The sequence below is a fragment of the Curtobacterium sp. VKM Ac-2865 genome (genome assembly GCF_015350905.1).
Taxonomy (GTDB): Bacteria; Actinomycetota; Actinomycetes; order Actinomycetales; family Microbacteriaceae; genus Curtobacterium.
In genome coordinates this window covers 251,974-276,370 of sequence record NZ_JADKRZ010000002.1, presented here as the reverse complement: position 1 = coordinate 276,370, position 24,397 = coordinate 251,974, and the positions used below count along the sequence as shown (strand labels likewise).

General features: G+C 72.7%; 25 protein-coding genes. 9 read left to right on the top strand and 16 right to left on the bottom strand.

Annotated features, from left to right (window positions below; all coding sequences use genetic code 11):
• Positions 1 to 17 precede the first annotated feature (17 nt).
• From ITJ54_RS06380 to ITJ54_RS06370, 3 genes are read left to right on the top strand one after another with little or no spacing between them, the layout of a single operon-like run.
• A complete protein-coding gene (locus ITJ54_RS06380; RefSeq protein WP_194626673.1) occupies positions 18 to 842 on the top strand; it encodes a glycosyltransferase family 2 protein in 825 nt (274 codons plus the stop codon).
• Positions 839 to 1,696 carry an endonuclease/exonuclease/phosphatase family protein gene (locus tag ITJ54_RS06375; RefSeq protein ID WP_194626671.1) on the top strand — a complete coding sequence of 286 codons (858 nt, stop codon included), beginning with the start codon at positions 839 to 841 and terminating at the stop codon, positions 1,694 to 1,696. Before ITJ54_RS06380 ends, ITJ54_RS06375 begins: the two co-directional genes overlap by 4 nt.
• A complete protein-coding gene (locus tag ITJ54_RS06370) occupies positions 1,693 to 2,322 on the top strand; it encodes a hypothetical protein (protein ID WP_194626669.1) in 630 nt (209 codons plus the stop codon). The genes ITJ54_RS06375 and ITJ54_RS06370 overlap by 4 nt, the downstream gene beginning before the upstream one ends.
• Here the strand turns inward: ITJ54_RS06370 and ITJ54_RS06365 are convergent.
• Positions 2,304 to 3,092, bottom strand: coding sequence for an SDR family NAD(P)-dependent oxidoreductase (locus tag ITJ54_RS06365; protein ID WP_194626667.1), 789 nt, complete (start codon positions 3,090 to 3,092; stop codon positions 2,304 to 2,306). The two genes, ITJ54_RS06370 and ITJ54_RS06365, sit on opposite strands and share 19 nt — an antisense overlap.
• A 29-nt stretch (positions 3,093 to 3,121) precedes the next feature.
• On the bottom strand, positions 3,122 to 3,688 hold the full coding sequence (locus ITJ54_RS06360) for a hypothetical protein (protein ID WP_194626665.1): 567 nt from the start codon (positions 3,686 to 3,688) through the stop codon (positions 3,122 to 3,124).
• 137 nt (positions 3,689 to 3,825) lie between these two features.
• Here ITJ54_RS06360 and ITJ54_RS06355 point away from each other — a divergent pair, with 137 nt between their 5' ends.
• The gene (locus tag ITJ54_RS06355) at positions 3,826 to 4,311 is read left to right on the top strand and encodes a DUF4126 family protein (protein ID WP_194626663.1); all 486 of its coding nucleotides are present in this window, start codon (positions 3,826 to 3,828) and stop codon (positions 4,309 to 4,311) included.
• Between the two features lie 84 nt (positions 4,312 to 4,395).
• On the opposite strand, the gene ITJ54_RS06350 is transcribed toward ITJ54_RS06355, so the two are convergent.
• The 3 genes from ITJ54_RS06350 to ITJ54_RS06340 all read right to left on the bottom strand — a co-directional run bounded on the left by ITJ54_RS06350 (position 4,396) and on the right by ITJ54_RS06340 (position 6,907).
• On the bottom strand, positions 4,396 to 5,175 hold the full coding sequence (locus ITJ54_RS06350) for an SGNH/GDSL hydrolase family protein (protein ID WP_194626661.1): 780 nt from the start codon (positions 5,173 to 5,175) through the stop codon (positions 4,396 to 4,398).
• Positions 5,176 to 5,316: 141 nt separating this feature from the next.
• Positions 5,317 to 6,297: an aldo/keto reductase gene (locus ITJ54_RS06345; RefSeq protein ID WP_194626659.1), complete on the bottom strand. Its 981-nt coding sequence runs from the start codon at positions 6,295 to 6,297 to the stop codon at positions 5,317 to 5,319.
• 40 nt (positions 6,298 to 6,337) lie between these two features.
• The gene (locus ITJ54_RS06340) at positions 6,338 to 6,907 is read right to left on the bottom strand and encodes a TetR/AcrR family transcriptional regulator (RefSeq protein ID WP_323741612.1); all 570 of its coding nucleotides are present in this window, start codon (positions 6,905 to 6,907) and stop codon (positions 6,338 to 6,340) included.
• Positions 6,908 to 6,996: 89 nt separating this feature from the next.
• Between ITJ54_RS06340 and ITJ54_RS06335 the strand changes: the two genes are divergently transcribed.
• The gene (locus tag ITJ54_RS06335) at positions 6,997 to 7,728 is read left to right on the top strand and encodes an SDR family oxidoreductase (protein ID WP_194626658.1); all 732 of its coding nucleotides are present in this window, start codon (positions 6,997 to 6,999) and stop codon (positions 7,726 to 7,728) included.
• A 100-nt stretch (positions 7,729 to 7,828) separates the two neighbouring features.
• Here the strand turns inward: ITJ54_RS06335 and ITJ54_RS06330 are convergent, their stop codons facing one another.
• The 4 genes from ITJ54_RS06330 to ITJ54_RS18255 all read right to left on the bottom strand — a co-directional run bounded on the left by ITJ54_RS06330 (position 7,829) and on the right by ITJ54_RS18255 (position 11,930).
• Positions 7,829 to 8,707, bottom strand: coding sequence for an aldo/keto reductase (locus tag ITJ54_RS06330; protein ID WP_194626657.1), 879 nt, complete (start codon positions 8,705 to 8,707; stop codon positions 7,829 to 7,831).
• A gap of 65 nt (positions 8,708 to 8,772) precedes the next feature.
• Entirely contained in the window at positions 8,773 to 9,366 is a 594-nt protein-coding gene (locus tag ITJ54_RS06325) for a YdeI/OmpD-associated family protein (protein WP_416354896.1), read from the bottom strand.
• Between the two features lie 24 nt (positions 9,367 to 9,390).
• A complete protein-coding gene (locus ITJ54_RS06320; protein ID WP_194626655.1) occupies positions 9,391 to 10,953 on the bottom strand; it encodes an FAD-binding oxidoreductase in 1,563 nt (520 codons plus the stop codon).
• A gap of 26 nt (positions 10,954 to 10,979) precedes the next feature.
• Positions 10,980 to 11,930, bottom strand: coding sequence for a helix-turn-helix transcriptional regulator (locus ITJ54_RS18255; protein ID WP_194626654.1), 951 nt, complete (start codon positions 11,928 to 11,930; stop codon positions 10,980 to 10,982).
• 148 nt (positions 11,931 to 12,078) lie between these two features.
• On the opposite strand from ITJ54_RS18255, the gene ITJ54_RS06310 reads away from it, so the two are divergent.
• Entirely contained in the window at positions 12,079 to 13,065 is a 987-nt protein-coding gene (locus ITJ54_RS06310) for an aldo/keto reductase (RefSeq protein WP_194626653.1), read from the top strand.
• A gap of 114 nt (positions 13,066 to 13,179) precedes the next feature.
• On the opposite strand, the gene ITJ54_RS06305 is transcribed toward ITJ54_RS06310, so the two are convergent.
• The 3 genes from ITJ54_RS06305 to ITJ54_RS06295 form a co-directional block, all read right to left on the bottom strand.
• A complete protein-coding gene (locus ITJ54_RS06305) occupies positions 13,180 to 13,662 on the bottom strand; it encodes an FBP domain-containing protein (protein WP_194626652.1) in 483 nt (160 codons plus the stop codon).
• Positions 13,663 to 13,866: 204 nt separating this feature from the next.
• On the bottom strand, positions 13,867 to 14,586 hold the full coding sequence (locus ITJ54_RS06300) for a methyltransferase domain-containing protein (RefSeq protein ID WP_194626651.1): 720 nt from the start codon (positions 14,584 to 14,586) through the stop codon (positions 13,867 to 13,869).
• A gap of 34 nt (positions 14,587 to 14,620) precedes the next feature.
• A complete protein-coding gene (locus ITJ54_RS06295; RefSeq protein ID WP_194626649.1) occupies positions 14,621 to 15,526 on the bottom strand; it encodes a helix-turn-helix transcriptional regulator in 906 nt (301 codons plus the stop codon).
• 102 nt (positions 15,527 to 15,628) lie between these two features.
• On the opposite strand from ITJ54_RS06295, the gene ITJ54_RS06290 reads away from it, so the two are divergent.
• A complete protein-coding gene (locus tag ITJ54_RS06290; protein WP_194626647.1) occupies positions 15,629 to 16,459 on the top strand; it encodes an oxidoreductase in 831 nt (276 codons plus the stop codon).
• 72 nt (positions 16,460 to 16,531) lie between these two features.
• Here ITJ54_RS06290 and ITJ54_RS06285 read toward each other — a convergent pair whose 3' ends face one another.
• The 3 genes from ITJ54_RS06285 to ITJ54_RS06275 form a co-directional block, all read right to left on the bottom strand.
• Entirely contained in the window at positions 16,532 to 17,782 is a 1,251-nt protein-coding gene (locus tag ITJ54_RS06285; protein WP_194626645.1) for a hemolysin family protein, read from the bottom strand.
• 110 nt (positions 17,783 to 17,892) lie between these two features.
• Positions 17,893 to 18,924, bottom strand: a complete 1,032-nt coding sequence (locus ITJ54_RS06280) for a M23 family metallopeptidase (RefSeq protein WP_194626643.1) — start codon at positions 18,922 to 18,924, stop codon at positions 17,893 to 17,895.
• 53 nt (positions 18,925 to 18,977) lie between these two features.
• Positions 18,978 to 19,625 carry a TMEM175 family protein gene (locus ITJ54_RS06275; RefSeq protein WP_194626641.1) on the bottom strand — a complete coding sequence of 216 codons (648 nt, stop codon included), beginning with the start codon at positions 19,623 to 19,625 and terminating at the stop codon, positions 18,978 to 18,980.
• 78 nt (positions 19,626 to 19,703) lie between these two features.
• Here ITJ54_RS06275 and ITJ54_RS06270 point away from each other — a divergent pair, with 78 nt between their 5' ends.
• The gene (locus tag ITJ54_RS06270) at positions 19,704 to 20,198 is read left to right on the top strand and encodes a hypothetical protein (RefSeq protein WP_194626640.1); all 495 of its coding nucleotides are present in this window, start codon (positions 19,704 to 19,706) and stop codon (positions 20,196 to 20,198) included.
• Between the two features lie 43 nt (positions 20,199 to 20,241).
• On the opposite strand, the gene ITJ54_RS06265 is transcribed toward ITJ54_RS06270, so the two are convergent.
• Positions 20,242 to 21,939 (bottom strand): cation:proton antiporter, encoded by a 1,698-nt coding sequence (locus tag ITJ54_RS06265; protein WP_194626639.1) that lies wholly within the window; start codon positions 21,937 to 21,939, stop codon positions 20,242 to 20,244.
• Positions 21,940 to 22,081: 142 nt separating this feature from the next.
• On the opposite strand from ITJ54_RS06265, the gene ITJ54_RS06260 reads away from it, so the two are divergent.
• The gene (locus ITJ54_RS06260) at positions 22,082 to 24,292 is read left to right on the top strand and encodes an NADP-dependent isocitrate dehydrogenase (RefSeq protein ID WP_194626638.1); all 2,211 of its coding nucleotides are present in this window, start codon (positions 22,082 to 22,084) and stop codon (positions 24,290 to 24,292) included.
• Positions 24,293 to 24,397: the final 105 nt, after the last annotated feature.

Here is a 24,397-nt window from a genome sequence, read left to right as displayed (position 1 = left end):
CTTGGTTGGCTGGGTGCATGCGTTCCGTCACCGTCGTCATCCCGGTGCTCGACGACGCCGACCAGCTCGCCGCCTGCCTGGCCTCGCTCGCCGCCCAGACGGTGCCCCCGACCGAGGTGATCGTGGTGGACAACGGCAGCTCGGACGCCAGCGCCGAGGTCGCGCGTGCTGCCGGGGCCGTCGTGCTGCACGAGCCCGTCCGCGGCATCGCCTCCGCGGCCGGTCGGGGGTACGACGCCGCCTCGGGTGAGCTGATCGCCCGGGTCGACTCGGACTCGGTGCTCCCCCACGACTGGGTCGCCCGCGGCACCGCCTGGTTCGCCGACCCGCTCGTCACGGCGGTCACGGGGCCCGGCCGGTTCCGGGACCTCGGTCGCGTCGCCGGTGCGGTGTGGCAGGTCGCGTACATGGGGGCGTACTTCGCGCTGATGACCGCCGCGCTCGGCCGCCCGCCGCTGTTCGGCTCGAACATGCTGATGCGGCGATCCGCGTGGCTGGCCATCCGGCACCGCGTGCACGTCGACCCGATGGTGCACGACGACATCGACCTCTCGATCCAGTTCGACCCGACCTGGCGCACCGTCCTCGACCTGGGCCTCGTGGCGTCGGTGTCGGGGACGCCCGTGCAGGACCCGTGGGGCCTGGTCGTCCGGACCCGCAAGGCCGGTCGGACCATGCGGCTGTCCGGCATGCGGGCGTTCACCCCGGCCCGCATCATGCGTCGGGTGCTCGTCGGCACGCGGCCGGTCCGCGTGCTGCGGCAGCCCGACCCGGCGTCGGTCGAGCACGCTGACCCCGCGTCGGTCCAGCAGGTCGATCCGGCGTCGGTCCAGCAGTCGTGACCCCCGACGACGCCCCGGTCGTGGGTCCCGTCGCCGCGCCGGCCCTGCACTGCATGACCTTCAACGTGCGCCGCCCGATGCCGCACCTCCGCGCAGCACACCCCGACGCGTGGGCACGGCGGGCCCCGGCGGTCGCAGCGCTGGTCCGGTCCGAAGCACCCCACCTGCTGGCCGTCCAGGAGGCCGTGCCCACCCAGGTGCAGCACCTCACCGCCGCCATGGGGTCGCGGTGGGCGGCCGTGGTCGCGGACCGAGACGGGGCAGACGGCACGACCGGCGGCGAGCACGTCGGGGTCGTCGTCGACACCGACCGGCTCCACGTCGGCAGCACCACGACGGTCGCCCTCGGGCCGGACCGCTCCCGGGTCGGCAGCCGGGCGTGGGGTGCGCCCTTCCCCCGCATCGCGGTGCTCGTCGAGCTCGAGGACCGCGTCACCGGCGTCCGCTTCGTCGCCATCGCCACCCACGTCGACCCGTTCTCGCCCCTGGCGCAGGTCCGGTCCGCGCGGCTCATCGGCGCACTCGTGCGGGAGGCCGGCCTGCCCGCCGTGGTGCTCGCCGACTGGAACGCCGGGGAGCGCTCGGCAGCCGCCAGGGTCCTCGCCGAGGAGGGACTCGACGACACGTGGGACCTGGTGCCCGCGCGGGACCGCCCCGCGGGCGTCGGCACCTACGCCCACTACCGGGAACCGAAGCCGGGCGGCCCCCGCCTCGACCGGGTCCTGGTCACCCGCGACCACCCCGCCGCCCGTGCCGTCGTGCAGCGCGTGGCCGTGTCGACCCGCCGACCCGGTGGCGTCTGGCCCTCCGACCACACCCCCGTGCACGCCGTCATCCGATGGGAGACCCCGTGACGAGCATCGTCCGCACCGCAGGCCCGACCTTCCTCCGACGCCCCCGCGGCGCCGAGTGGGTCGCCGACGTCCTGCGGGTCCTGACGCTCCTCAGCATCCCGATCGCGACGGCCGGCTGGGGACCCATCGCCCTCGCGGTGATGTCCCTGACGCTCCTCGGCGTGGTCGTCCCGCGGATCCTCGGACTCCGCCCCGGCTTCGACGCCGCGCTGTGCCTGCTCGCCCTGGTCGCCGGGTGGAGCAGCTCCCTGGAGTGGTACACGACCGTGCCCGGCTGGGACAAGCTCGTCCACTTCCTGCTCGTCGGTGCGCTCGCCGTGCTCGTCGTCGTGATCGCGTCCGACCTCGGGATCCTGCCCGACGCCACCCGCATGCCCATCGTCGTCGCGGTCGTCGTCTGCGGCACGATCGGCCTGGCGATCGGCGCCGTGTGGGAGATGTTCGAGTGGGTCGGCCACAACTACCTCGACTCCACGATCTTCGTCGGGTACGACGACACGATCGGCGACCTGCTCGCTGACGGGGCCGGTGCTGTCGTGGTCGGCATCGTCGCCCGCTGGTGCGCGTCCGACCGGCGGATCGTCGAGCCGCCCGTCCGGTCCTGGCGTCAGTCGCCCGCCGTGTAGAGCGCCGACATCCGGGCCATCAGCCCGCGCGGCACGAACCGGTGCGCGCTCGCGATCACCGTGTTGCCGAGGCCCGACACCACGGTCGGCCCGCCGGCGCGGGCGAACGCACGGAGCCCGACCGCGGCGACCTGCTCCGCGGTCTGGCGTCCGCCCTCAAGCGACGAACTGCCCGCGGCGTCGAAGAACCCCGTCTCGGTCGGGCCCGGGCAGAGGGCGAGCACGCGGACCCCACGGCCGCGGGTCTCCTGCCAGACGGCCTCGGTCAGGGACAGCACGAACGCCTTCGTCGCGCCGTAGACGCCCATGCCCGGTGTCGGCTGGAACGCTGCGGTCGAGGCGACGGTCATCACGCCACCGACCCCGCGCGCGAGCATCCCCGGCAGGAACGCGTGCACGAGCCGGGTGACCGCGGTGATGTTCAGCGCGATCTGGGTGCGGTTCCGCTCCTCGGAGTCGTCGGCGAAGTCCCCGTGCGAGCCGAGGCCGGCGTTGGCGACGACGATGTCCACCCGGCTGTCGGCCAGGGACGTGATGACGTGGTCGACGCCGGCGTCGGTGGACAGGTCCGCGACGAGGACCTCCGCGCGCACCCCGTGGTCACGGCGCACCCGGGCGGCGACCGCCTCGAGCTTGTCGGCCGACCGCGCCACCAGGACGAGGTCGCTGCCGCCGCGGGCGAGTCCGACGGCGAGCGCTTCGCCGATGCCCCCGCTCGCTCCGGTGACGAGGGCGCGGCGGGCACGGAAGGGCTGCTTCTGGGAGGCCATGCACCCTGCCTACACGCCGGACGCGTGGGTCACTCGGGCGTGGAGACGCCCCGACGCAGGATCGCGGCCGCAGCCCGGGCGCGCGGGATGACGACCACGGCACTCCACAGTCCCAGCCCGGTCCACAGCCCGCAGAGCAGCAGCGTGATGACCCAGCCGTGCTGGTCCCGCATCGACCACGACATCGCGAACCACAGCACCGCGGTCAGGATCTTGCCCCAGCCGGCGACCTGCCGGTCCGCCTGCCCGTGCAGCAGCGGTACCCACTCCGTCGCGGGGACGTCGACCGGCACTCGGCCGTCGGAGATCCAGCGCTGGACGGCACTCGCGCGCTCGTAGCCGCCCTCGATGCGCCACGAGCGCAGCAGCAGCACGACGCCGAGCGTCCCGCCGACCGCTGCGGCCGGCACCCCGACGGACACCAGCACACCGGTGGTCGCCGCGGTCCACGACGACAGCACGAGCATCACGAAGACCAGCGCGAACGCAGCCCCGGAAACGGCGGCCCCGAGGAGGCGGAGACGACCCGCCTCGTCCACGGCACCCACCCGCGCGCGCGGGGCAGCGGCAGCGCTGATGCGGTCGGCGTCGGTCACGGTGGTCCTGTTCGATCGGGGGACCCCATGACTACACCGCGCCGCTCGGCGGACGTCGTGCGCCCGGCCGGTGGACATCCCGGTGCGGCGGCCAGGTCCCGTGGGTAGCGTCGACGACGATCTTGTGAGGAGACCCCATGGTGAAGAACACGAAGCACACCGGTACGAAGGCCCTGCTGCTCGGCATCCTGACGGGCGGCCGCAGCGCCACCCCGCTCGCACTCCTGGCGCTCAACCGCGACCGCAAGGAGCTGTCCGGCGCCTGGCAGGACTGGCCGGCGTTCCGCACGCCGCTCGGTCGCGGCCTGCTCATCGCCGGTGCCGTCGGCGAGATCATCGGTGACAAGCTCCCGATGACGCCGAGCCGCACCGCCCTGACCGGGCTGATCGGCCGCGCCACCTCCGGCGCGTTCGTCGGCATGGCGATCGGCACGACCGGCAAGCGCGACCGCCGGGTCGAGGGCGCGGTCCTCGGAGCGATCGGCGCGGTCATCGGCAGCTACGTCGGACTGCTCGCCCGCAAGTCCGTCACGAAGACGACCGGCCTGCGCGACCCCCTGGTGGCGCTCGCCGAGGACGCCGCGGTCATCGCGGGCACGACGAAGGTGCTCACCTCGCGCTGACACGCGACCGCTCGACGGGCAGGAGGCTCGGCGCACCACGTGCACCGGGCCTCCTGTCCGTCTCGGGGTGCGTTCAGGGCCCCGTCAGGTGCGCGCGGTGTGCGCGGCGGCCGTGATGGCCGCGGCGAAGCGGCCGGCGATCACGTGGTTCGCCGCGGTCGTGGGGTGGATGCCGTCCGTGGAGGTCCCGGGGACCCAGGAGCCGTCGCGCTCGCGGTCCACCGCGAACGGGTCGGCCTCGTTCCACCCGTGTCGGTGTGCGTCGACGACCAGGGCACGGTCGAGCGCCGCGTTGCCCGTCCGACGGTCGACGCCCCACAGGCTCGTCGTGTGGTCCGAGGGCGGAGCCGCGACCAGGAGCACGTGCGGCGCGGCGACCTGCGCCACCAGGCGGTCGACGTCGCGCAGGGTCGTCGCGGTGGGCACGTGCTGGTTCACGTCGTTCGTGCCGAGCTCGACGACCAGGACGTCCTCGCCGTGCACGACGGGCATCCGGGCGAGCACCTGGTCCGAGCGGTACCCGCTGTGGGCGTACCCGCCGACCGCGCGGACGAGCGCGGTCGCGGCGGGCGTCGCGGCCAGGTCGCGGAGCCACGACCCGGGCCGTGCGGTGATCGAGTCACCCGCGTAGGCGAAGGGAACGGCACGCGAGCCCGCCGCGCCGAGGGCCCCGGTGAGGACCTGGTCCGGGGTGCGCCGGAGGTCGGCGGCACGCGCGGCCACGACCCGTGCGGCCTGGGGACCGGTCACGCCCGCGGTCGACCCGTACGCGGCGACCGCGGGGTGCGCGACGACGAGTGCCGTGGGGACGGCGACCAGGGCAGCCGCCAGCGCAGCGGTGACGATGACGTGGCGCACGTGCATGGTGGTTCCCGATCGGTCGGAGGGCGTGGGATCATCGTAGGACCGGGCCGGGCGCTGCACGCCGTGGGATCGATGGGAAGGGGCGGCGGTTCCTGAAGCACCTCCGAGCAGGGGCTGGGAGGTGCTCCAGGCCGCCGGGGGTCACCAGCGCTCGTGCACCGTCGCGCGGAACCAGCGGTCGTACAGGTCACGCACGGTGGCGTCGAGGTCGGCCGGGGTGTCGAGGGACCCCGCCTGGGCGTTCGAGCGGGCCTGCTCGGCGTTGCGGGCACCGGGGATCGCGGCCGTGACGCCGTCCTGCGCGATGACCCACGCGAGCGCGGCCTGCGGGACGGAGACGCCCTCGGGCAGGGCGGCGGCGAACTCCTGCGCCGCACGGACGCCGTCCTCGAACGGCACCCCGCTGAAGGTCTCACCCTGGTCGAAGGCCTCGCCGTGGCGGTTGTACGTGCGGTGGTCCTCCGGGGCGAACTCGGTGTCCGTCGTGTACTTGCCGGAGAGCAGCCCCGATGCCAGCGGGACGCGCGCCAGGACGGCGACCCCGGCCTCCCGGGCGGCGGGCAGGACCGCGTCCAGCGGCTTCAACCGGAACGCGTTGAGGATGATCTGGACGCTCGCGACGTTCGGCCGGGCGATCGCGGTGAGCGCCTGGTCGGCGGTCTCCACGCTGACGCCGTAGGCGGCGATCGCCCCGTCGGCGACCAGCGCGTCGAGGGCGTCGTACACGGCGTCGTCGGAGAACACCGCGGTCGGCGGGCAGTGCAGCTGGACCAGGTCGAGCGTGTCCTGCTGCAGGTTCGTCCGCGAGCGGTCGACCCAGGTGCGGAAGTTCGCGGCGACGTAGTTGTCGGGCGTCTGCTCGGCGCGACGGCCCATCTTCGTCGTGACGGTGACCCCCGAGCCCGGGTTCGCCTGCAGCCAGCGGCCGATGAGCGCCTCGCTCGTGCCGTCGCCGTACACGTCAGCGGTGTCGAACAAGGTGACGTCGGCTTCGGCGGAGGCGTCCATCACGGCGAAGGCGTCCTCGTCGGCGACGGGACCCCAGTCACCGCCGAACTGCCAGGTGCCGAGACCGATGGAGGAGACTTCGCGGCCGGTACGGCCGAGGGTGCGTCGCTGCATGGGTCCGACGCTAGTCGTCGGTGCCGGGGTGCTCGTGCGGTCAGCGGCGGAACAGGCCGGCGGTCGCCAGGCGCACCCGTCGTCTGGCCTGCTCCTGGTCGTCGCCGAAGCGGTCGACGCCCCACGACAGCGTCGTCAGCAGTTCGAAGACGTCCTCGGCGCTCGCCGTGTCCGTCGCACTGCCCTGGGTCCGGGCGCGCTGCAGGAAGTCGTCCGTGCGCTCCGTGAGCCGGGCGCAGACGTCCTGCACCGGCGAGTGGTCGTCGCCGATGGCGCTGGCGATGCAGGTCGGCAGGTTCTGCCAGATCCGCAGCTGCCAGGTGACGCGGGCCATCCACTCGTGCAGGGCGTCGTCGGCCGGCAGCGCCTCGAGCTCCCGTGACTCGTCGAGGGCTGCCCGGAAGCTGTCGTCCATCACGGCGGCGAGCAGGTCGTCGCGCGTCGGGAAGTTCCGGTAGAACGTCGCGTTGCCGACCCCGGCCGCCGTGGCGATGCCGTCGATCGGCGCGAATATGCCGTCCGTCTCGAAGACCTGCCGGGCAGCCGCGGTGATCGCGTCGCGGTTCCGGCGGGCATCGGCGCGCATGGGCTTCGCGGTCGTCGACGTCACGGCACACCTCACTTGACTCAAGTGGGGACGTTCCCCACATAATGATCCGGGGAGCATCCCCGCTTCCAGCCCAACCTACAGGAGTGACCATGACTGAGCGACTCGACGGCCGGACCGTGCTCGTGACCGGAGCGAACGGAGGCCTCGGCGAGGAGTTCGTCCGCCAGGCCCTGGAGCGCGGCGCGACGAAGGTCTACGCCACGGCACGGTCCCCGCGGCCGTGGGACGACGACCGCGTGGTGTCCTTGGCGCTCGACCTCACCGACGGGGAGTCGATCGCGGCAGCCGCTCGGACGGCTGCGGACGTCGACCTGCTCGTGAACAACGCGGCGATCGCCCCGGCGTCGGACACGTCCATCGCGGCGGCACCCGACGACGTCCTCCGGTCGGTGTTCGAGACGAACGTCTTCGGCACGATCCGGGTCTCCGGGGCGTTCGCGCCGGTGCTCGCGGCGAACGGCGGCGGTGCCGTGCTGAACGTGCTCTCCGTCGCCGCGTGGACGCCGATCCCCACGGTCTACGCCGCGTCGAAGGCGGCGGCGTGGTCCGCGACGAACGGGCTGCGCACCGAGCTGGCCGGACAGGGCACGACGGTCACCGGGGTGCTCGTCGGCATGATCGACACGGCGATGGGCGCCCGCTTCGACGTGCCGAAGGTCAGCCCGTCGAGCGTGGTGTCGCAGTCGCTCGACGGCGCGGTGACCGGGGTGTACGAGGTCCTCGCCGACGACGACACCCGGATGGTGAAGGGGCTGCTGAGCCGCCCGGCGGAGGACCTCGGCGCGGCGACCGCACAGGCGATGGCGGCCATCGCCTCCTGACCGACGAATGACGGATCCGGTCGGCGATCCCGCAGGATCGTCGACCGGATCCGTCAACGCTGGATCCGGGATCCGCTGTCCCCAGCGGATCCTGGTCGTGTCACTCGTGCAGGCCGGCGAGCTCCTGGAACTCGTCGTCGGTGAGCTCGACCGTCGCGCCGGCGAGGTTGTCCTCGAGGTGCGCGACGCTCGACGTGCCGGGGATCGGCAGCATGACCGGCGAGCGCTTGAGCAGCCAGGCCAGGGCGACCTGTGCGGGCGTGGCCTGCTTGCGCTCGGCGAGCTCGGTCAGCGGGGAGTCCTCGCCGGTCAGGCCACCCGTCGCGAGCGGGAACCACGGGATGAAGCCGATGCCCTGCTCCTCGGACCAGTCGAGCAGCGCCTCGGAGGACCGGTCGGTGAGGTTGTAGAGGTTCTGCACGGAGACGATCGTCGCGATCTCCTGCGCGGCCTTGACCTCGTCGACGGAGACCTCGGACAGGCCGATGTGGCGGATCTTGCCCTCGTCCTGCAGCTTCTTCAGCTCACCGATCTGGTCCTCGAGCGGGACCTTCGGGTCGATACGGTGCAGCTGGAACAGGTCGATGCGCTCCAGGCCGAGACGGCGGAGGCTCATCTCGGCCTCCTGACGCAGGTACTCCGGGCGGCCGACCGGCGGCCACTCGTTCGGGCCGGTGCGGGTCAGGCCGGCCTTGGTCGCGATGACGACGTCGTCGCCGTACGGGTGCAGGGCCTCCTTGAGGAGCTCCTCGGCGACGTAGGGGCCGTAGGAGTCGGCGGTGTCGAAGAAGTTCACGCCGAGCTCGACGGCGCGCTTGAGGACGCGGATCGCCTCGTCGTGGTCCTTCGGCGGTCCCCAGACCCCGGGGCCGGTGAGCTGCATGGTGCCGTAGCCGAGGCGGTTGACCTCGAGGTCGCCACCGATGCGGAAGGTGCCGGAGGCGTCGGCCGGACGTGTCGTGGTGTCGCTGTTCGTCATGACCCCGGTCTACGCCGTCTCCGCGAACGCGCGGTGAGCAACAGGTGGCGTCCTGTCCCCCGACGTCAGCGTGTCGGGCGTGGGTACGGCGTCTCGCCGCGGTCGAGCATGCCGACGAGCTTGCTCAGCCGGGCCGCGCGGGTCGCGGGGTTCGGCGCGGTCATGACCCGGTGCAGCACCGCGTACCGGTTCGTGGCGTCGAGGTCGGCGAACAGGGCGGCGGCTGCCGGCGCGGCGTCGAGCGCGGCGACGAGGTCGTCGGGCACCGTGGCGGTCGCGGAGCCGGCGTACGCGCGCTCCCACCGGCCGTCGGCCTTCGCGCGGTCGACCTCGGCCTGTCCGCGCTCCCGCATCCGTCCCTGGGCGACGAGCGTCGCGACCAGGCCGATGTTCCGCTCCGACCAGAGCGAGGCCTTCCGCCGCGGGGTGAACCGCTGCAGGAAGGTCGCCGCGTCGTTGCTCCGCTTCTGCCCGTCGATCCAGCCGGAGCAGAGCGCCTCGTCCAGTGCCTGCGCGTACGTCAGGGTCGTCGGCCCCGTCGTGCCCTTCTTGGCGAGGGCGAGCCAGACGCCGTCGGAGTCGTCCTCGTGCTGGTCGAGCCAGGCGCGCCAGGCGGCGGTGTCGGCGACGACGAACGGCTCGATGTCCATGCCGGTCATCGTAGGACGGGGCCTGCCGCCGGGTCAGACCCAGTTCGGCTGCGCGAACACCCCGTCCGGGTCGGCCTGCTCGGCGATGCGGTGCAGCCGCGAGGTGTTCACGTCGAAGTACGCCGACGGGTCCGTGATCGCTGCGTCGCAGTAGTTCGCGTACGCGCCGTCACCCCACGCGGGACGCATCGCGGCACGGAAGCCCCGCACGTACTGGTCGAACGGCGCCGGGTCCGCGCCGTCCGCGAACACGGCCGTGTACTGCACGGTGCACAGCGCCGAGCGCCACGGGAAGGGGGTGTCGGTCCGCCCGACGTCCGCCACGACACCGCCGAGGGCGTCGAGGGACACGCCGCCCTCCTCCATGCCGTCGACCGACCCGGACCGTTCGGCCTGCTGCACGAGGACCGCGATCTGGGCGTCGGACAGTGCCGCGGTGCCGATCGACGACGTCGCCGCCTCGGACACCCGCACCGGCTTGCCGGCGAGCTGCTGCATCGCCTGGCCGTACGTCAGCTCGTCGGCCGTGTGTCGTGTCGGCGTCGCCCCGGTCGCGGCGATGAACCCGTCGACGGAGGCGTCCGCGCCCGACTTCGTGCCGGTCCACACGCCGGACACCGTGACGGACGGGCCGCCGGCATGCCGTGCGCCGCCCAGGAGCTTCAGCGTCGACCACAGCTGCCGGTCCGCCGTCGGCGCCCAGTCCTGCCACGCGCGCACCACCGCAGCGGCGGCCGACCATGGGAAGGAGATGCCGAAGAGCAGGACGGGAGGCGCGGGCTGGGTCCGGAACGTCAGGCTCGTCACGACGCCCACCGTCCCGCCGCCCCCACCACGGCAGGCCCAGAACAGGTCGGGGTCGCGGGTCGACGAGACCTCGTGCACGGCGCCGTCCGCCGTGACGATCGTCGCTCCGGTGAGCTGGTCCGAGGTCAGGCCGAACGAGCGGACGAGCACGCCGACGCCCCCGCCGAGCGTCAGGCCGCCGATGCCGACCGTCGGGCACGACCCCGAGCCGATCGCGCGCCCGGCCTCCGCCAGGGTCGCGTAGACGTCGGCGAGCTGTGCGCCGGGGCCGATCGTGACCGACTCCCCCGACACCTGGACGTCGTCGAGCCCCGCGGTGCTGATCACGAGCGAGCGCGGGACGTCCGTGCCGGCAGCGCCGCCGGCCGACCACCCGGTGTACGAGTGCCCGCCGGCCCGCAGCGCGACCGGCGTGCGGGTGTTCCTGGCGAAGGCGAGGCCGGCGACGACGTCGTCGGCGTTCGCCACGCGGAGGATGCCCTGCGGGTCGGCGTCGTCGTACCGCGGGTTCTCGAGCACACGCGCCGTGTCCCAGCCCCGGGCGCCCGAGCGGAGCAGCGCCCCGGTGGTCGCCGCGGCCAGGGCGTCCCAGCTGTCCGGGCCGGAACCCGTCGACGGGGCGCTCGCGCTGGGCATCGGCGTGCCGCTCGCTCCCGAGGTCCGTGTGCCGGACGGCGTCGGCGCCGGCGACCCCCCGCTGCACGCGGCCAGGACCCCGGCGATGCCGAGCCCGAGACCCCCGGCGATGAGTCCCCTGCGTGTGGTCGAGCTCCCCAGTGGTTCCGTCACGGTACCTGTCTACCCCGCGGTGCTGGTCAGGGTCGACTGGCCTTCGCCGATCGCAGGGTGGCGCTGGGCTTCTCCCCGAAGCGGGCGGCGTAGCTCGATGCGAACCGTCCCTGGTGGTGGAACTGCCACGCGTGAGCGACGTCCGAGATCGAGTCGACGCACCCGCTCGCCAGGTCGGCGTGGACGCCGTCGAGACGGAGCGCGCGGAGGTGGTTCATCGGGGACGTCTGCAGCTCCCGGGTGAACGCGTCCTGCAGCCCGCGGACGCTCAGGCCGGCGGCCTCGGCGACCTCCTGCACGGACAGCTCCCGGTGGGCGTGCTCGTGCATGAACGCGATCGCGCGCCCGACCGGTGCGGGAGCCACCGGGTCGTGCTCGCGCCGCGGGAAGGCCGCGAGCACCGCGGCCACGACCTGGTCGTTCAGCGACGCACGCGCGTCAGCGGAGGTGTCCGCGCTGACGAGCCCCGCGGTCGACACGTCGAGCACGGCTCGGAGCCGGTGCAGGGCGTGGTCGTCGTGGGGCAGCTCCTCGAACAGCAGGTCCTGGGCGACACCGTCCTGCGCTCCGACCGCCGCTCGCAGGATCGCGTCGGACAGGTGCAGCAACGTGACCCTCGACGTGGCAGCCGTGAAGTCGTAGACCGTGCCGGCCGACAGGAACAGCGGACGCCCGGGTGTCACGACGATGGTCCCGCCGTGCGCCGAGGTGATGGTGGCGGTGCCGTCGCCGATCCAGAAGACGATGTGGTCCGGCCGGCGCTGCATGGTGCCGGCACGGGTCCCCTCGACGCTCGCGCCCCGGAACGAGACGTCAGCGTCACCGGCCCCGGCGTACCGGAACTGTTCGAGGACACTGCCGACCCCGCCGCCGGTGCCGTACACCTGGTCCAGCTCGGGGCCACGCCGGGCGCTGGTCGTCGCCCTCCGGAACCGGAGGTACGGGGACGGGGGCCCTGACACCGGGTTCACGCTCACGTCCGACATGGTCGCAGAACCACGGTGCGCTCCGGGAACTCCGCCCCTGCGGCTGTCCGGATTCCGGGGGCGGCTCCGCCGGGGTCGCTCGTGACGGGTACGACCGGGGCCTCCCTCCGACACGGGCGGGCGGAGTAGACCGGGGTGCATGCAGACACGCAAGCTCAGTGACCTCGAGGTCGGCCCGATCGGCCTCGGAACGATGGGGATGAGCGCCTTCTACACCGGCGCCGGCACGGACGACGACGAGTCGGTCCGCACCATCCACCGCGCGATCGACCTCGGTGTGACGCTCTTCGACACCGCCGAGGCGTACGGCCCCTACACGAACGAGGAGCTCCTCCGCCGGGCCCTCGCCGACCGTCGCGACGACGTCGTCATCGCGACGAAGTTCGGCCTCATCACCCACGAGGCCGGCGAGGCGACCCCGGCCCGCGGCCGCGGCATCAGCTCCGCGCCGCAGTCCGTGCGGGAGGCCCTCGAGGGGTCGCTCCGCCGCCTCGGCACCGACCACATCGACCTCTACTACCAGCACCGCGTCGACCCGGCGGTCCCGATCGAGGACGTCGTCGGCCAGCTCGCCGAGTTCGTCCAGGAGGGCAAGATCCGCCACATCGGACTCTCCGAGGCGAGCGCTGCGACGATCCGCCGGGCGAACGCCGTCCACCAGATCACGGCCCTGCAGAGCGAGTACTCCCTGTGGACGCGCGACCCCGAGGGTGACGTGCTCGACACCCTCCGCGAGCTCGGCATCGGCCTGGTCCCCTACTCGCCGCTCGGCCGCGGGTTCCTCACCGGCGCGATCACGAAGCCCTCGGACCTCGACGCCGACGACTTCCGCCTGGCGAACCCCCGCTTCCAGCAGGAGGCCTTCGAGACGAACATGCGCATCGTCGACGAGGTCAAGCACGTCGCGGACGAGGTCGGCGGCACCCCCGCCCAGGTCGCCCTCGCCTGGCTGCTCGCGCAGGGCGACGACGTCGTGCCGATCCCCGGCACGAAGCGCGTCTCCCGCCTCGAGGAGAACGTCGCTGCGGCGGACCTCACCCTGAGCGCGGAGCAGGTCGAGCGCCTCTCGGCCCTGCCCGCTCCGACCGGTGACCGCTACCCCGACATGTCGAGCATCGACCGCTGACCGGCGTTTCCCATCGCGATCGCGGTGGGATGCGGGATCGCGCGTAGGGGGTCGGAGAAACCGACCCTCTACGCGCGTTTCGACCTCCTGCCGGGGGCGGGGAGAGCCTCCCGGCTACAAGTCGGTGGCGAAAGCGGCCGCGCGGAGCTGCAGGTCCTCGATCCGGCGGAGCCGGGCGGCCTCGACGTCGAAGCCCTCGTAGGCCAGTGGCGGGGCCTTCCGGACGTTCGCCGAGCACTGGAAGTCCTGGCAGACGAGCGTGCCGACGGTGTTGCCGTTGCGCCCGGCCGGGCCCGACCGCTTGGCGCTGTAGAACACCACGTCGTTCGGCAGCTTCACGTCCTGGCACCACGAGCACTGGGCCCGGGAACGCGGCGAGGCCTCGGCCTGCCGGAGCAGGATGCCGATGAGCTCGCCCTCGAGGGTGGGCACGACGACGGATGCACGACGGGGGCTCTTCGGGTCGCGCCACCCGAGGAAGTCGAGCGCGTCCCAGTCCAGGGTCGCGAAGTCGGCGGGGAGCGTCATGTCGCTCGTCTCCTTGCGGGAGGCGTTGACGAAGGACGCGCGGATGGTCTTCTCGCTGATGGGCAGCATGGTGGGCCTTCTGTGATGCCACCCGGGGCGCTCGTGCGCCGCACCGGGCGGGTGTTCTGGGAGGGGACGACGAGTGGGGCCACGTCGACGACGTGACCCGGGGCGTCAGGCCCTGATGCCGGCGTGGACGCCGACGACCTCCTGGGAACGGTTGCTCACGGGGTCGATCCTACGAGGCCGTGTCAAGACAGACGGTCCGTGCGGTCAGGGCAGCGCGGTGAGCAGCACCACGGAGCCGTCGTGGGACGGGCGGACCCGGAGTGCACCGTGGCGGTCGTCCCACGCGCCGGACTCGAGCGCCGTGCGGAGTGCGGCGACCGAGCGCGCGGCGCTCATCTCGTCGACGAGCCCCCAGGCGTCGTCGGCTCGTCGCGCGGCCGGGTCGAGCAGCCGCTCCGGTCGGCCGTAGTACGCCTCGGAGAACCCGTCGACGCACGTGAAGGGGATCGGCACGCGGGTCGTGGTGACGTCCCCTCCGAGGGCGTCTGCGAGGCGGTCCAGGCTCGGGTGGCGGCGGGCGTCGGCGGCCGTGACCTCTGGGGCGTACTCGGCGAGCCAGGAGTCCTGGATCCGGGCGGGGTCCCGCGTCAGCACGACGACCGGGCCGCGCGTCACGCGCCGCATCTCGGCCAGTCCACGCTCGAGGTCCTCCCATCGGGGGATGGTGAACGCGGTCATCGCAGCGTCGAACGTGTCGTCGGGGAAGGGCAGAGCGTCGGTCGTGGGCTCGTGCGTGGTGACGTCACGGCCGTGCGGCTCGTACGACACGGCCCCGGTGCCGACGTGCAGCACCGTGCGGGCGTCCCCGAGTGCGGCCTTGAGCGCCCGGGCGAGGGCGGGTTCCGGGCGGCGCCACCGGGCGCTGTCGGTGCCGGTCGGAGTGCGGCCGACGTCCTCGGTCGATCCGTCTGCTCGCCTGGTCACGCGGCTCAGCCTACGGCGGGGCCGAGCGGACTCGTCAGTCGACCGACTCGGACTCCGTGGCCCGGGCCGCGGCGAGCTGCTCCGCGCGTTCGGTCGCCGCCCAGGTCCCGAGGAGGGCGAGCGAGCGCTCCGACTCCGAGCCCGGTTCGGCGCTGTAGGTGAACATCGTCAGGCCCTGGTCGGCGACCAGGTCGAGCGCCTCGTAGTCCAGCTCGAGCGCGCCCACGACCGGGTGGCTGATCCGCTTCTTGCCGGTGCGGTGCAGGCGGACGTCGTGCTCGGCCCACCACGAGCGGAACTCCTCGCTGCGGGTGGAGAGCTCCCCGACGAGCGTCACGAGCCCGGGCTCGCAGGGGTTGGCGACGGCCGCGGCACGCAGGATCGCGACGGAGTCCCGCGCGGTCTGGGGCCAGTCGACGAAGAACGTCCGGGCGGCGGGGTCGAGGAACGTGAAGCGGGCGGAGTTCACCGGGCGACCGGGTCCGGCGAACATCGGCGCGTACAGCGCACGGCCGAGCTCGTTCGCGGCGAGGACGTCCCCGCGCTCGTTCCGCACCCACGCCGGCGCACCGGTGATCGCGTCGAGCAGCCGTTGCACGCCCGGACGGACCCGGGTCGGCATGGTCTTGTGCATGGTCTTCACGCCGGAGTTCGCCAGCCGGGCGAGGTCCCACAGGTGGGTGCGCTCGTCCTCGTCGAGCTGCAGCGCCCGCGCGAGCCCCTCGAGCACGCTGTCCGACACGCCCTTCAGCGTGCCGCGCTCGAGCCGCGTGTAGTAGTCGACACTGACGCCGGCGAGCATCGCGACCTCGTGCCGCCGCAGCCCGGGTACCCGTCGGACCCCACCGCCGAAGGACGGCATGCCCGCCTGCTCTGGCGAGATCCGAGCCCGCCGCGTGGACAGGAAGTCGCGGATCTCCCCGCGCACGTCGATACCCATGCGGCCCAGGCTACGTCCTGGTGCCGTGCGCGAGACAGGCACTGGCCGTACCTGGCCCCGCCGCCCCTGGCACACACCGGACCGAGGGCGTTGCATGGAGCCATGACCGACACCACCTGGTTCATCACCGGCTGTTCCACCGGACTCGGGCGCGCGTTCGCTGAGGCCGTCCTCGCTGCGGGGGGCTCCGTCGTCGTGACCGCTCGTGACGCCTCCCGCGTGCAGGACATCGCCGACACCGCCCCCGACCGCGCACTCGCCCTGGCGCTCGACGTCACCGACCCCGCTGCCGTCACGGCCGCGGTCGCCGCCGCCGAGGAGCGCTTCGGCCGCATCGACGTGCTCGTGAACAACGCTGGCTACGGCTACCGCGCCGCCGTCGAGGAGGGCGAGCCCGAGGCCGTCCAGACCCTCTTCGACACCCACGTCCACGGCCCGACGGGCCTGATCCGCGCCGTGCTGCCCGGGATGCGGGCCCGCGGGACCGGCACGATCGTGAACATCTCCTCGATCGGCGCCCGCATCTCGCCCGAGGGCTCCGGCTACTACGCGGCGGTCAAGGCAGCACTGGAGGCCCTGTCGCTCTCGCTCCGCAAGGAGCTCGCCCCGCTCGGCATCGACGTCATGGTCGTCGAGCCGGGTGGCTTCCGCACGGACTTCGCGGGGCGCTCGCTGACGCAGTCCGCCACGCCGATCGAGGCCTACGCCGACACCGCCGGCAAGCGTCGGATCGAGCACGACACCGCGCACGGCACGCAGGCCGGCGACCCGGCCAAGGCCGCGCAGGCGCTCATCACCGCGGTCGAGGCCGACCAGACGCCGTTCATGCTGCTCCTCGGCAACGACGCGTCGGACGGCTTCCGCGCCGCGCTGGACGCGCTGCGCGCCGAGGTCGACGCGTGGGAGTCCGTGAGTCGGGGCACCGACTTCTAGCGGCCCGGCTGCTCAGACCCCCATCTGCCGGACTGGAGGCTCGGTGCCAGCTGGTACCGAGCCTCCTGTCCGTTATCTGGTCGCGATCGTCACGCTGGCGACGCGGTGACCGTCCATGGCGGTCACCTCGAGACGGTGGTCGCCGACCTCGACGACGTCGCCGACGGCCGGGACGCGGTCCAGGTGCACCTGCACCAGCCCGCCGACCGTCTCGTAGTCGCCGTCGGGCAGGGCCGGTCCGCCGTCGGCGTGCAGGTCCTCGAGGACGGTCGCGCCGTCCACGCCGTCGCCGTCGGACACCGGGGCGTCGTACTCGTCCCGGATGCGGCCGACGAGGTCCTCGAGCAGGGCCTCGAGCGTGACCATACCAGCGCTGCCGCCGTACTCGTCGACGACCAGGGCGATCTGCTGCCCGGCGGTCCGCATCTCGGTGATGGTGCTCGAGAGTGACTTCGTCTCCGGGAACGCGGGGACCGGTCGGGTGATCGTGGCGACCGATGCGGCAGGGTCCTCCGGTCGGAGGAGGTCGCGGAGGTGCACGAAGCCCGTGACCTCGTCGCGGGAGCCGCCGGTCACGACGTAGCGGGTGTGACCGAGGTCGAGTGCCCGGTCGGTGGCCTCGGCGATCGTCTGGTCGTGGTCCAGCGTCGCGACGTCGAACCAGGGGCGCATGGACTCGCGGAGGATCCGGCCCTGCGCGTCGAGGGCACTGCGGGCGATGCGTCGGCCCTGTTCGTCGATGGCGCTGTGGTCGGACACCAGCCCGCGGAGCTCTTCGGTGCTCATCGACTCGCTGCGGGCGTCGGGGTCGCCGCCGAGCAGCCGGACGACCGCGTTCGTGCTGGCGGACAGCAGCCAGATCACCGGGCGCATCAGGACGGCGAAGCGTTCGAGCGTCGGGGCGACCGCCATCGAGAAGCCCTCGGCGCGCTGCAGGGCCAGACGCTTCGGCACCAGTTCGCCGAAGACGAGCGACAGGTAGGCGATGACGAGCGTCATCGCGACCAGGGCGACCGTCTCGGCCGTCGCCTGGGACAGCCCGAGGCCCTGGAAGACGGGTGCCACGTCGGGGGCGATCGAGGACGCACCGTACGCGGCGGAGAAGAAACCGGCGACCGTCACGCCGATCTGCACGGCGGACAGGAAGCGGTTCGGGTCACGACCGAGTGCGGCGACACGGGCGCCCCGGGAGCCGCGGTGCTCGAGCTGCTGGAGCTGGGACTCGCGGAGGGAGACGAGGGCGATCTCGGCGGCGGCGAACACCCCGCCGACCAGGACGAACACGACGACGAGGGCGAAGGCGATCCAGGTGTCGGCGCCCATCAGCGGTGCGGTTCTGGGTCGAGGTGCGGGCTCGGACTTCGGGGGTCATCCATGCCTGTGAGCCTGCACAGGTCAGCTGGGCGACCGCCGCGGTGGTGCTGTGGAACGCCCTAGAGCGCGCGGCCCGTGTGCGACTCGATCCACGCGCGCGGGTCGATCGGCAGGGTGCCGTCCATCAGGACCTCGAGGTGCAGGTGTGCACCCGTGGAGACGCCCGAGGACCCGACGCTGCCGAGGAACTGGCCGGCGTCGACCTTGTCGCCGACACGGAGCGGCGAGGAGCCCGGGATCATGTGCCCGTAGAGCGTGGAGACCTTGCGGCCGTCGACGACGTGGTCGACGATCACGGTCTGGCCGTAGGAGAAGTAGGTGCCGGACACGCGCACGGTCCCCGCGGCGACCGCGCCGATCGGGGCGCCCATGCCGGGGTTGAAGTCGAGGCCCTGGTGCAGCGACGAGCACGCGCCGCAGGGGGCCGAACGCCAGCCGAAGCCCGAGCTCATCCGGACCGGGCCGGGGAACGGCGAGCGGACCTCGCCACCGATCGTGACCTCGGCGCCGCTGTTGACCGCGCCGGCGGTGAGGGCGCCCGTGCCCTTCGGGGCCGCGACGACGACCTGCTTGGCCTCGTTCACCGTGAAGCCGTCGCGGGAGGTCGAGGCGCTGGCGACCGCCTGGGTCACGGCGTAGTCCTGCGTGCGGACCGTCGGCGCGATGGTCGAGGTCGCCATGGAGGTGTTGGCGCTGGCGTGCGCGGGCATCGCCGACGAGGCGAACAGCACGACGGCGGCGATCGCGCTCACGACGGTGAGGCGGCTGGTGCGCTGGGTGCGGGTGGCGGGGGCGCTGGTGCGGGCTGCGGGGTTCGCTGGGCTGATGGCCTTCGGCCCCGTCGGGGTCTTGGGAGTCTTGGGGGCCTTCGGCGCTCTCGGGGCCTTCGCGGGCCGGGCTGCCTTCGCTGCCTTGGGGGCCTTCGCCGGCACGGCCGCTCGCGGTGCCTTCGCCGGCGCCGGAGTCGTGCGTGGTTCCTGCGGCGTCACTGGCGCTGCGGCGGCTTCGCGCTCGGCCTGCAGGGCCGCTCGACGGGTCAGGTGCACCACCGGGGTGCCCGGGTGCTGGTCTGCGTCGTGTGGAGTCGTCATGGCCGTCGACCATTCTGCACGAAGCTGTCCGGTTGTACAGCCCCCAATCGGCGTCAGGACCGGTCAGGAGTGCGGCGCCGGTGCCGGTCTCCCGCATGGTGACGCCGTTCCAGCCAGCTCGAGACCCAGCTGGCCGGGACCAGCAGGAAGAGCCAGAACGGCCCACCGGCGGGTACGAGGACAGCACCGACGAGGGCGACCACGAGCGAGATGAACGTCACGGCGCCGTCGATCGGGTGCAGCAGCGCGCGGCCGTCCTCGCGGAGGAGCTCCGGGTCGCGCCAGATCGCCCACTGCATCACCGTCATGCTCAGGCTGGTGACGGCGATCGTGCCGATGTAGAGCGCGTTCACGCGGGCGTCGTGGGTCGTCTGCGCGATGAGGTTCGACGCGAACGGCAGGAACGCGATGCTGGCGAGCCAGACGAAGTTCACGCGCAGCACCAGGGTCGAGTACGACCGCGTGGCCTCGAACAGGCGGTGGTGCGAGAGCCACAGGCGCGAGATCACGACGAAGCTCACGAAGAACGCGATCACCGTGCCCACGTGTTCGGCCAGCAGGTCACCGAGGGACTCGTGCTGGATCTCGTTCGCGATGTCGACGAGCGGCAGGAGCAGCAGCGTGATGGCGATCGCGACGGTGGCGTCCGAGAAGTTGACGAGGCGGTCGAGCCCTCGGTCGGTCCGCAGCGTCGGCGTCATGGCGTCAACCTAGCGGCACGCGGGCGCTCTCCACCCGTCGTCGGTACTGTCCAGGGGACTCAAGCGGAAGGACCCCTCATGGCCCGAACGCCCCGGGAACGCCACGACCCTGTGGACCTGCAGCACGCCGAGGTGGTCCTCGCCGGCACACAGGAGCTCCTGCCCGTGCTCCGCGCCGCGGCCGTCCGCGCCGGCGTGGACGCCACACGCATGCGGGTGGTCGGCGTCAACGACCTGCCCGACCCGACCGACCACGCCGAGGCCGAGCTGGCGGTCATCGCCATCCGCCGTCCCGGTGACGACCCCGCCTTCCACCGCGCGCAGGACGCCGCCGAGCGCATCGAGCCGCTGATGGCCCCGAACGCCGTCCGCATCGTCGTGACGGTGTCCGGTGCGACGCGGCTGGCGCCGAAGCTCGAGCGGACGCTCACCACCGAGGTGCTGCACCAGATGGGCGCTGCGGCGGCGCCGTTCGGGTTCCGGCGGCCCTTCCGGAACCTGCGGAAGCGCCTCGGCCTGGCGGCGCTGCAGACCGCCGGTGTGCGGGTCTTCCGGATCACGATCGGGCACTGACGGGCCGGGTGCCTTGTCAGACGGCTGGCCCGGGTGTGCCGCGTCAGGCGGCCGGACCGCCCCGCAGTTCGAGCGCGATCTGCTCGGCGTCCAGGTTCCTGAGCACCGACTCGAGCACCTCGGCGTCGAACGTGCCGTCGTCACGGGCGTCGAGCAGCGCTGCACGCTGGGCGTCCAGGACCCGCAGCCGTCGGACCTTCTCCTGGCCGAGCCACGCGCGCAGTTCGGCCGGGTCCGCGGCTTCGAGCTCCTCCCGGGTGCGTGCTGTCGACGGAGCGGGGTCGTCCGCCTGGGTGGCCTCCGCCGCGGCGCGCATCACCACGAGCAGCCGACCGCGCTCCTCGACGTCCGCCGCTGCTCGGTCGGCTGCCGGGGGACTGATCCGTCGCAGCAGCGGACCGATCGTGCCGCCCTGTAGCAGCAGGGAGAACCCGGCGACGGCGAAGGCGACGAACACGAGCAGCGACCGCTCCGGGGTGCCCTCCGGCAGCGTCTGGGCGGCGGCGACCGTCACCGCACCGCGCATCCCCGCCCACACCACGGTCGTGCCCTCGCGCCAGCCGAGCGGGGCCTTCCGGAAGTACTGGATGTCCGCGAGCAACTGACGGACGCGGCTGCCGAACCGCTCGAGGTCCCGTTCGGACGGCGCGCGGTTGCCGAGCCGGTGCTCCTGCAGGGCGGCGCTCGCGGCCTCGCGGTCGGCGTTGCGGTAGTCCTGCAGGCGGTCCTGCATCGTCGCCTGGCGGGCAGCGCTCCGCGTCAGGCCGAACAGCAGCGGGACGACGTACGCGGCCCGCACCAGCACGGTGAGCACGAGGGCGCCGACGGCGATCAGCAGTGCTGGTCCGATGCCGGCGTGGTCGCGCTGCACGTCACCGATGATGGAGGCCAGCTCGAGCCCCATGACCAGGAAGACCGCGCCCTCGAGCACGAACTCGACCGTGCCCCAGTTCTGCGCGTCCGACAGGCGGTGGTTCGGCGGGAGCACGCGCGGTGCCCGGATGCCCGTGATCAGTCCCGCCACGACGGCGGCCACGAGGCCGGAGGCGTGCAGGTGCTCCGCGGGGATCGAGGCGACGAAGGGCACCGCGAACGACAGCGCCGTGTTGACGGTGGGGTTCGCGACGCGGGCGCGGACGGCGAGGTTGAGCCAGCCGACGACCAGGCCGATGGCGACGGCCACCGCGACGGCGAAGGCGAAGTCCCCGACGGCGCCCCAGAACGAGAAGGTCGCGCCGGCGGCGACGATCGCCGTGCGGAGCAGCACCAGCGCCGTGGCGTCGTTGAGGAGCGACTCGCCGTCCAGGATCGCGACGACCCGTCGGGACACCGAGGTCTGTTTCACGATGGACGTCGCGACCGCGTCGGTCGGGCTGACGATCGCGCCGAGGGCGATGCCCCACGCCAGGCCGAGGTCGGGCACCACCCAGGCGAAGAACAGCCCGAGCACCAGGGAGCTCGCGACGACGAGCACGACCGACAGGCCGCTGATCGCGCCGAACTCCCGCCGGAAGTTCATCGTCGGCATCGACACGGCGGACGAGTAGAGCAGCGGTGGCAGCACCCCGGCGAGGATCCACTCCGGGTCCACCTCGATGGTCGGGACCCACGGCACCAGGCTCGCCACGATGCCGACGGACACCAGGACCAGGGGCGCGGCGACGCCGATCCGAGGCCCGAGCACGGCGGCGCCCGCGATGACGAGCAGAGCGACGATGCCGACCACGAGGAGTTCTGTCACGTGCCCAGGGTGGCACCGATCGCCCTCCACAGGTCGGCGTCCCGGAGGCCTCGTCCACAGCCCATGTATCTTGATGTCGAGATACTGCTCACCGCGAGTAGCGTGGAGCCACCGACGCGCGAACAAGGGAGTACCCGCCAGCATGGCCAAGATCATCTACACCCTCACGGACGAGGCGCCGTTCCTCGCCACCCACTCCTTCCTCCCCGTCATCCAGGCGTTCGCCGGCACCGCCGGTGTGGACGTCGAGACGCGGGACATCTCCCTCTCCGGCCGGATCATCGCGCTGTTCCCCGAGCGGCTCAGTGCTGAGCAGCGCGTGGACGACGCCCTGGCCGAGCTGGGTGCCCTCGCCAAGACGCCAGAGGCCAACATCATCAAGCTGCCGAACATCTCGGCGTCGATCCCCCAGCTCAAGGTCGCGATCACCGAGCTGCAGTCGCAGGGCTACGACCTGCCCGACTACCCGGACGAGCCCAGCACCGACGCTGAGCGCGAGGTCCGCGCCAAGTACGACACCGTCAAGGGCAGCGCCGTCAACCCGGTCCTGCGCGAGGGCAACTCCGACCGCCGGGCACCCCTGTCGGTGAAGAACTACGCCCGCAAGCACCCGCACCGCATGGGTTCATGGAGCGCCGACTCGAAGACGAACGTCGTCACCATGGGCGACGACGACTTCCGCGACAACGAGAAGACGTGGGTCGCGCCCGCCGACGACACCCTGACGATCACCTTCGTCGGCGCAGACGGCTCCGAGCAGGTCCTCAAGCAGTCGATCCCCGTCCTGTCGGGCGAGGTCATCGACGGCACCGTGCTGCGCGTCGGGCCGCTCGAGCAGTTCCTCCGCGCACAGATCCAGCGCGCTGCTGACGAGGGCATCCTGTTCTCGGTGCACCTCAAGGCCACGATGATGAAGATCTCGGACCCGATCATCTTCGGCCACGTCATCCGCGCCTTCTTCCCGGACGTCTTCGACCGCTACGGCGCCGACCTCGCCGCGGCCGGCCTCACCCCGAACGACGGCCTCAACTCGATCCTCACCGGGCTCGACGCCCTGCCGAACGGCGCAGAGATCAAGCAGGCCTTCACCGAGGGCATCGCCGCTGGCCCCGAGCTCGCGATGGTGGACTCGGACAAGGGCATCACGAACCTCCACGTCCCGAGCGACGTCATCGTGGACGCCTCGATGCCCGCGATGATCCGCACCTCCGGGCACATGTGGGGCCCGGACGGCGACGAGCACGACACCCTCGCCGTCATCCCGGACTCCAGCTACGCCGGCATCTACCAGACCGTGATCGAGGACTGCCGGGCCAACGGCGCGTTCGACCCGTCGACCATGGGCTCGGTGCCGAACGTCGGCCTCATGGCCCAGAAGGCCGAGGAGTACGGCTCCCACGACAAGACCTTCGAGGTCCCCGGCGACGGCACCGTCCGCGTCACGACCGCCGCCGGTGACGTCGTCATCGAGCACCAGGTCGCGCAGGGTGACATCTGGCGTGCCTGCCAGACCAAGGACGTCGCCATCCGCGACTGGGTCAAGCTCGCCGTCACCCGTGCCCGTGCCTCGGAGACCCCTGCCGTGTTCTGGCTGGACGACAGCCGCTCGCACGACGCCGCCCTCATCGAGCTCGTGCACCGGTACCTCGGCGAGCACGACACCGACGGCCTCGACATCCAGGTGCTCTCCCCAGTCGACGCCATGCGGTTCTCGCTCGAGCGCATCCGCCGCGGCGAGGACACCATCTCCGTCACCGGCAACGTGCTCCGCGACTACCTCACCGACCTGTTCCCGATCATGGAGCTCGGCACCTCGGCGAAGATGCTCTCGGTCGTTCCGCTGCTCGGCGGTGGCGGGCTGTTCGAGACGGGTGCCGGTGGATCCGCGCCGAAGCACGTCCAGCAGCTCGTGCAGCAGAACTACCTGCGATGGGACAGCCTCGGGGAGTTCCTGGCGCTCGCCGTCAGCCTCGAGCACCTGGCCGACGTCACGGGCAACCAGCGCGCGAAGATTCTCGGCGCGACCCTCGACCGTGCCACCGGGACCTTCCTCGAGCAGGACAAGTCCCCCGGGCGCAAGCTCGGCTCGATCGACAACCGCGGCAGCCACTTCTTCCTCGCGAAGTACTGGGCCGAGGAACTCGCCGCGCAGACCGAGGACATGGAGCTCTCGGCCGCGTTCTCGCACATCGCAGGCGAGCTCGGGGCGAAGGAGCAGACGATCGTCGACGAGCTCGTCGCGGTGCAGGGCGCTCCGGCCGACATCGGCGGCTACTACCGTCCCGACGACGCCAAGACGAGCGCGATCATGCGTCCGTCCACGACGCTGAACGCGGTGCTCGCCGCGCTGTAGGCGCGACCAGTCGCCCAGACGGGAGGCCCGGTGCCAGCTGGCACCGGGCCTCCCGTCCGTCTGTGCGCACGTCCGCCACCCCGCCCGACCTGACCGGTCGCGACC

Coding starts and splice junctions, on each gene's coding strand:
- ITJ54_RS06330 (WP_194626657.1), bottom strand. CDS start 8,707: ATGACGAACAGCGACACCACGACACGTCCGGCCGACGCCTCCGGCACC.
- ITJ54_RS06365 (WP_194626667.1), bottom strand. CDS start 3,092: ATGGCCTCCCAGAAGCAGCCCTTCCGTGCCCGCCGCGCCCTCGTCACC.
- ITJ54_RS06280 (WP_194626643.1), bottom strand. CDS start 18,924: ATGACGACTCCACACGACGCAGACCAGCACCCGGGCACCCCGGTGGTG.
- ITJ54_RS06335 (WP_194626658.1), top strand. CDS start 6,997: ATGACTGAGCGACTCGACGGCCGGACCGTGCTCGTGACCGGAGCGAAC.
- ITJ54_RS06355 (WP_194626663.1), top strand. CDS start 3,826: ATGGTGAAGAACACGAAGCACACCGGTACGAAGGCCCTGCTGCTCGGC.
- ITJ54_RS06260 (WP_194626638.1), top strand. CDS start 22,082: ATGGCCAAGATCATCTACACCCTCACGGACGAGGCGCCGTTCCTCGCC.
- ITJ54_RS06270 (WP_194626640.1), top strand. CDS start 19,704: ATGGCCCGAACGCCCCGGGAACGCCACGACCCTGTGGACCTGCAGCAC.
- ITJ54_RS06380 (WP_194626673.1), top strand. CDS start 18: ATGCGTTCCGTCACCGTCGTCATCCCGGTGCTCGACGACGCCGACCAG.
- ITJ54_RS06275 (WP_194626641.1), bottom strand. CDS start 19,625: ATGACGCCGACGCTGCGGACCGACCGAGGGCTCGACCGCCTCGTCAAC.
- ITJ54_RS06345 (WP_194626659.1), bottom strand. CDS start 6,297: ATGCAGCGACGCACCCTCGGCCGTACCGGCCGCGAAGTCTCCTCCATC.
- ITJ54_RS06325 (WP_416354896.1), bottom strand. CDS start 9,366: ATGACCGGCATGGACATCGAGCCGTTCGTCGTCGCCGACACCGCCGCC.
- ITJ54_RS06310 (WP_194626653.1), top strand. CDS start 12,079: ATGCAGACACGCAAGCTCAGTGACCTCGAGGTCGGCCCGATCGGCCTC.
- ITJ54_RS06350 (WP_194626661.1), bottom strand. CDS start 5,175: ATGCACGTGCGCCACGTCATCGTCACCGCTGCGCTGGCGGCTGCCCTG.
- ITJ54_RS06295 (WP_194626649.1), bottom strand. CDS start 15,526: ATGGGTATCGACGTGCGCGGGGAGATCCGCGACTTCCTGTCCACGCGG.
- ITJ54_RS06285 (WP_194626645.1), bottom strand. CDS start 17,782: ATGGGCGCCGACACCTGGATCGCCTTCGCCCTCGTCGTCGTGTTCGTC.
- ITJ54_RS06290 (WP_194626647.1), top strand. CDS start 15,629: ATGACCGACACCACCTGGTTCATCACCGGCTGTTCCACCGGACTCGGG.
- ITJ54_RS06305 (WP_194626652.1), bottom strand. CDS start 13,662: ATGCTGCCCATCAGCGAGAAGACCATCCGCGCGTCCTTCGTCAACGCC.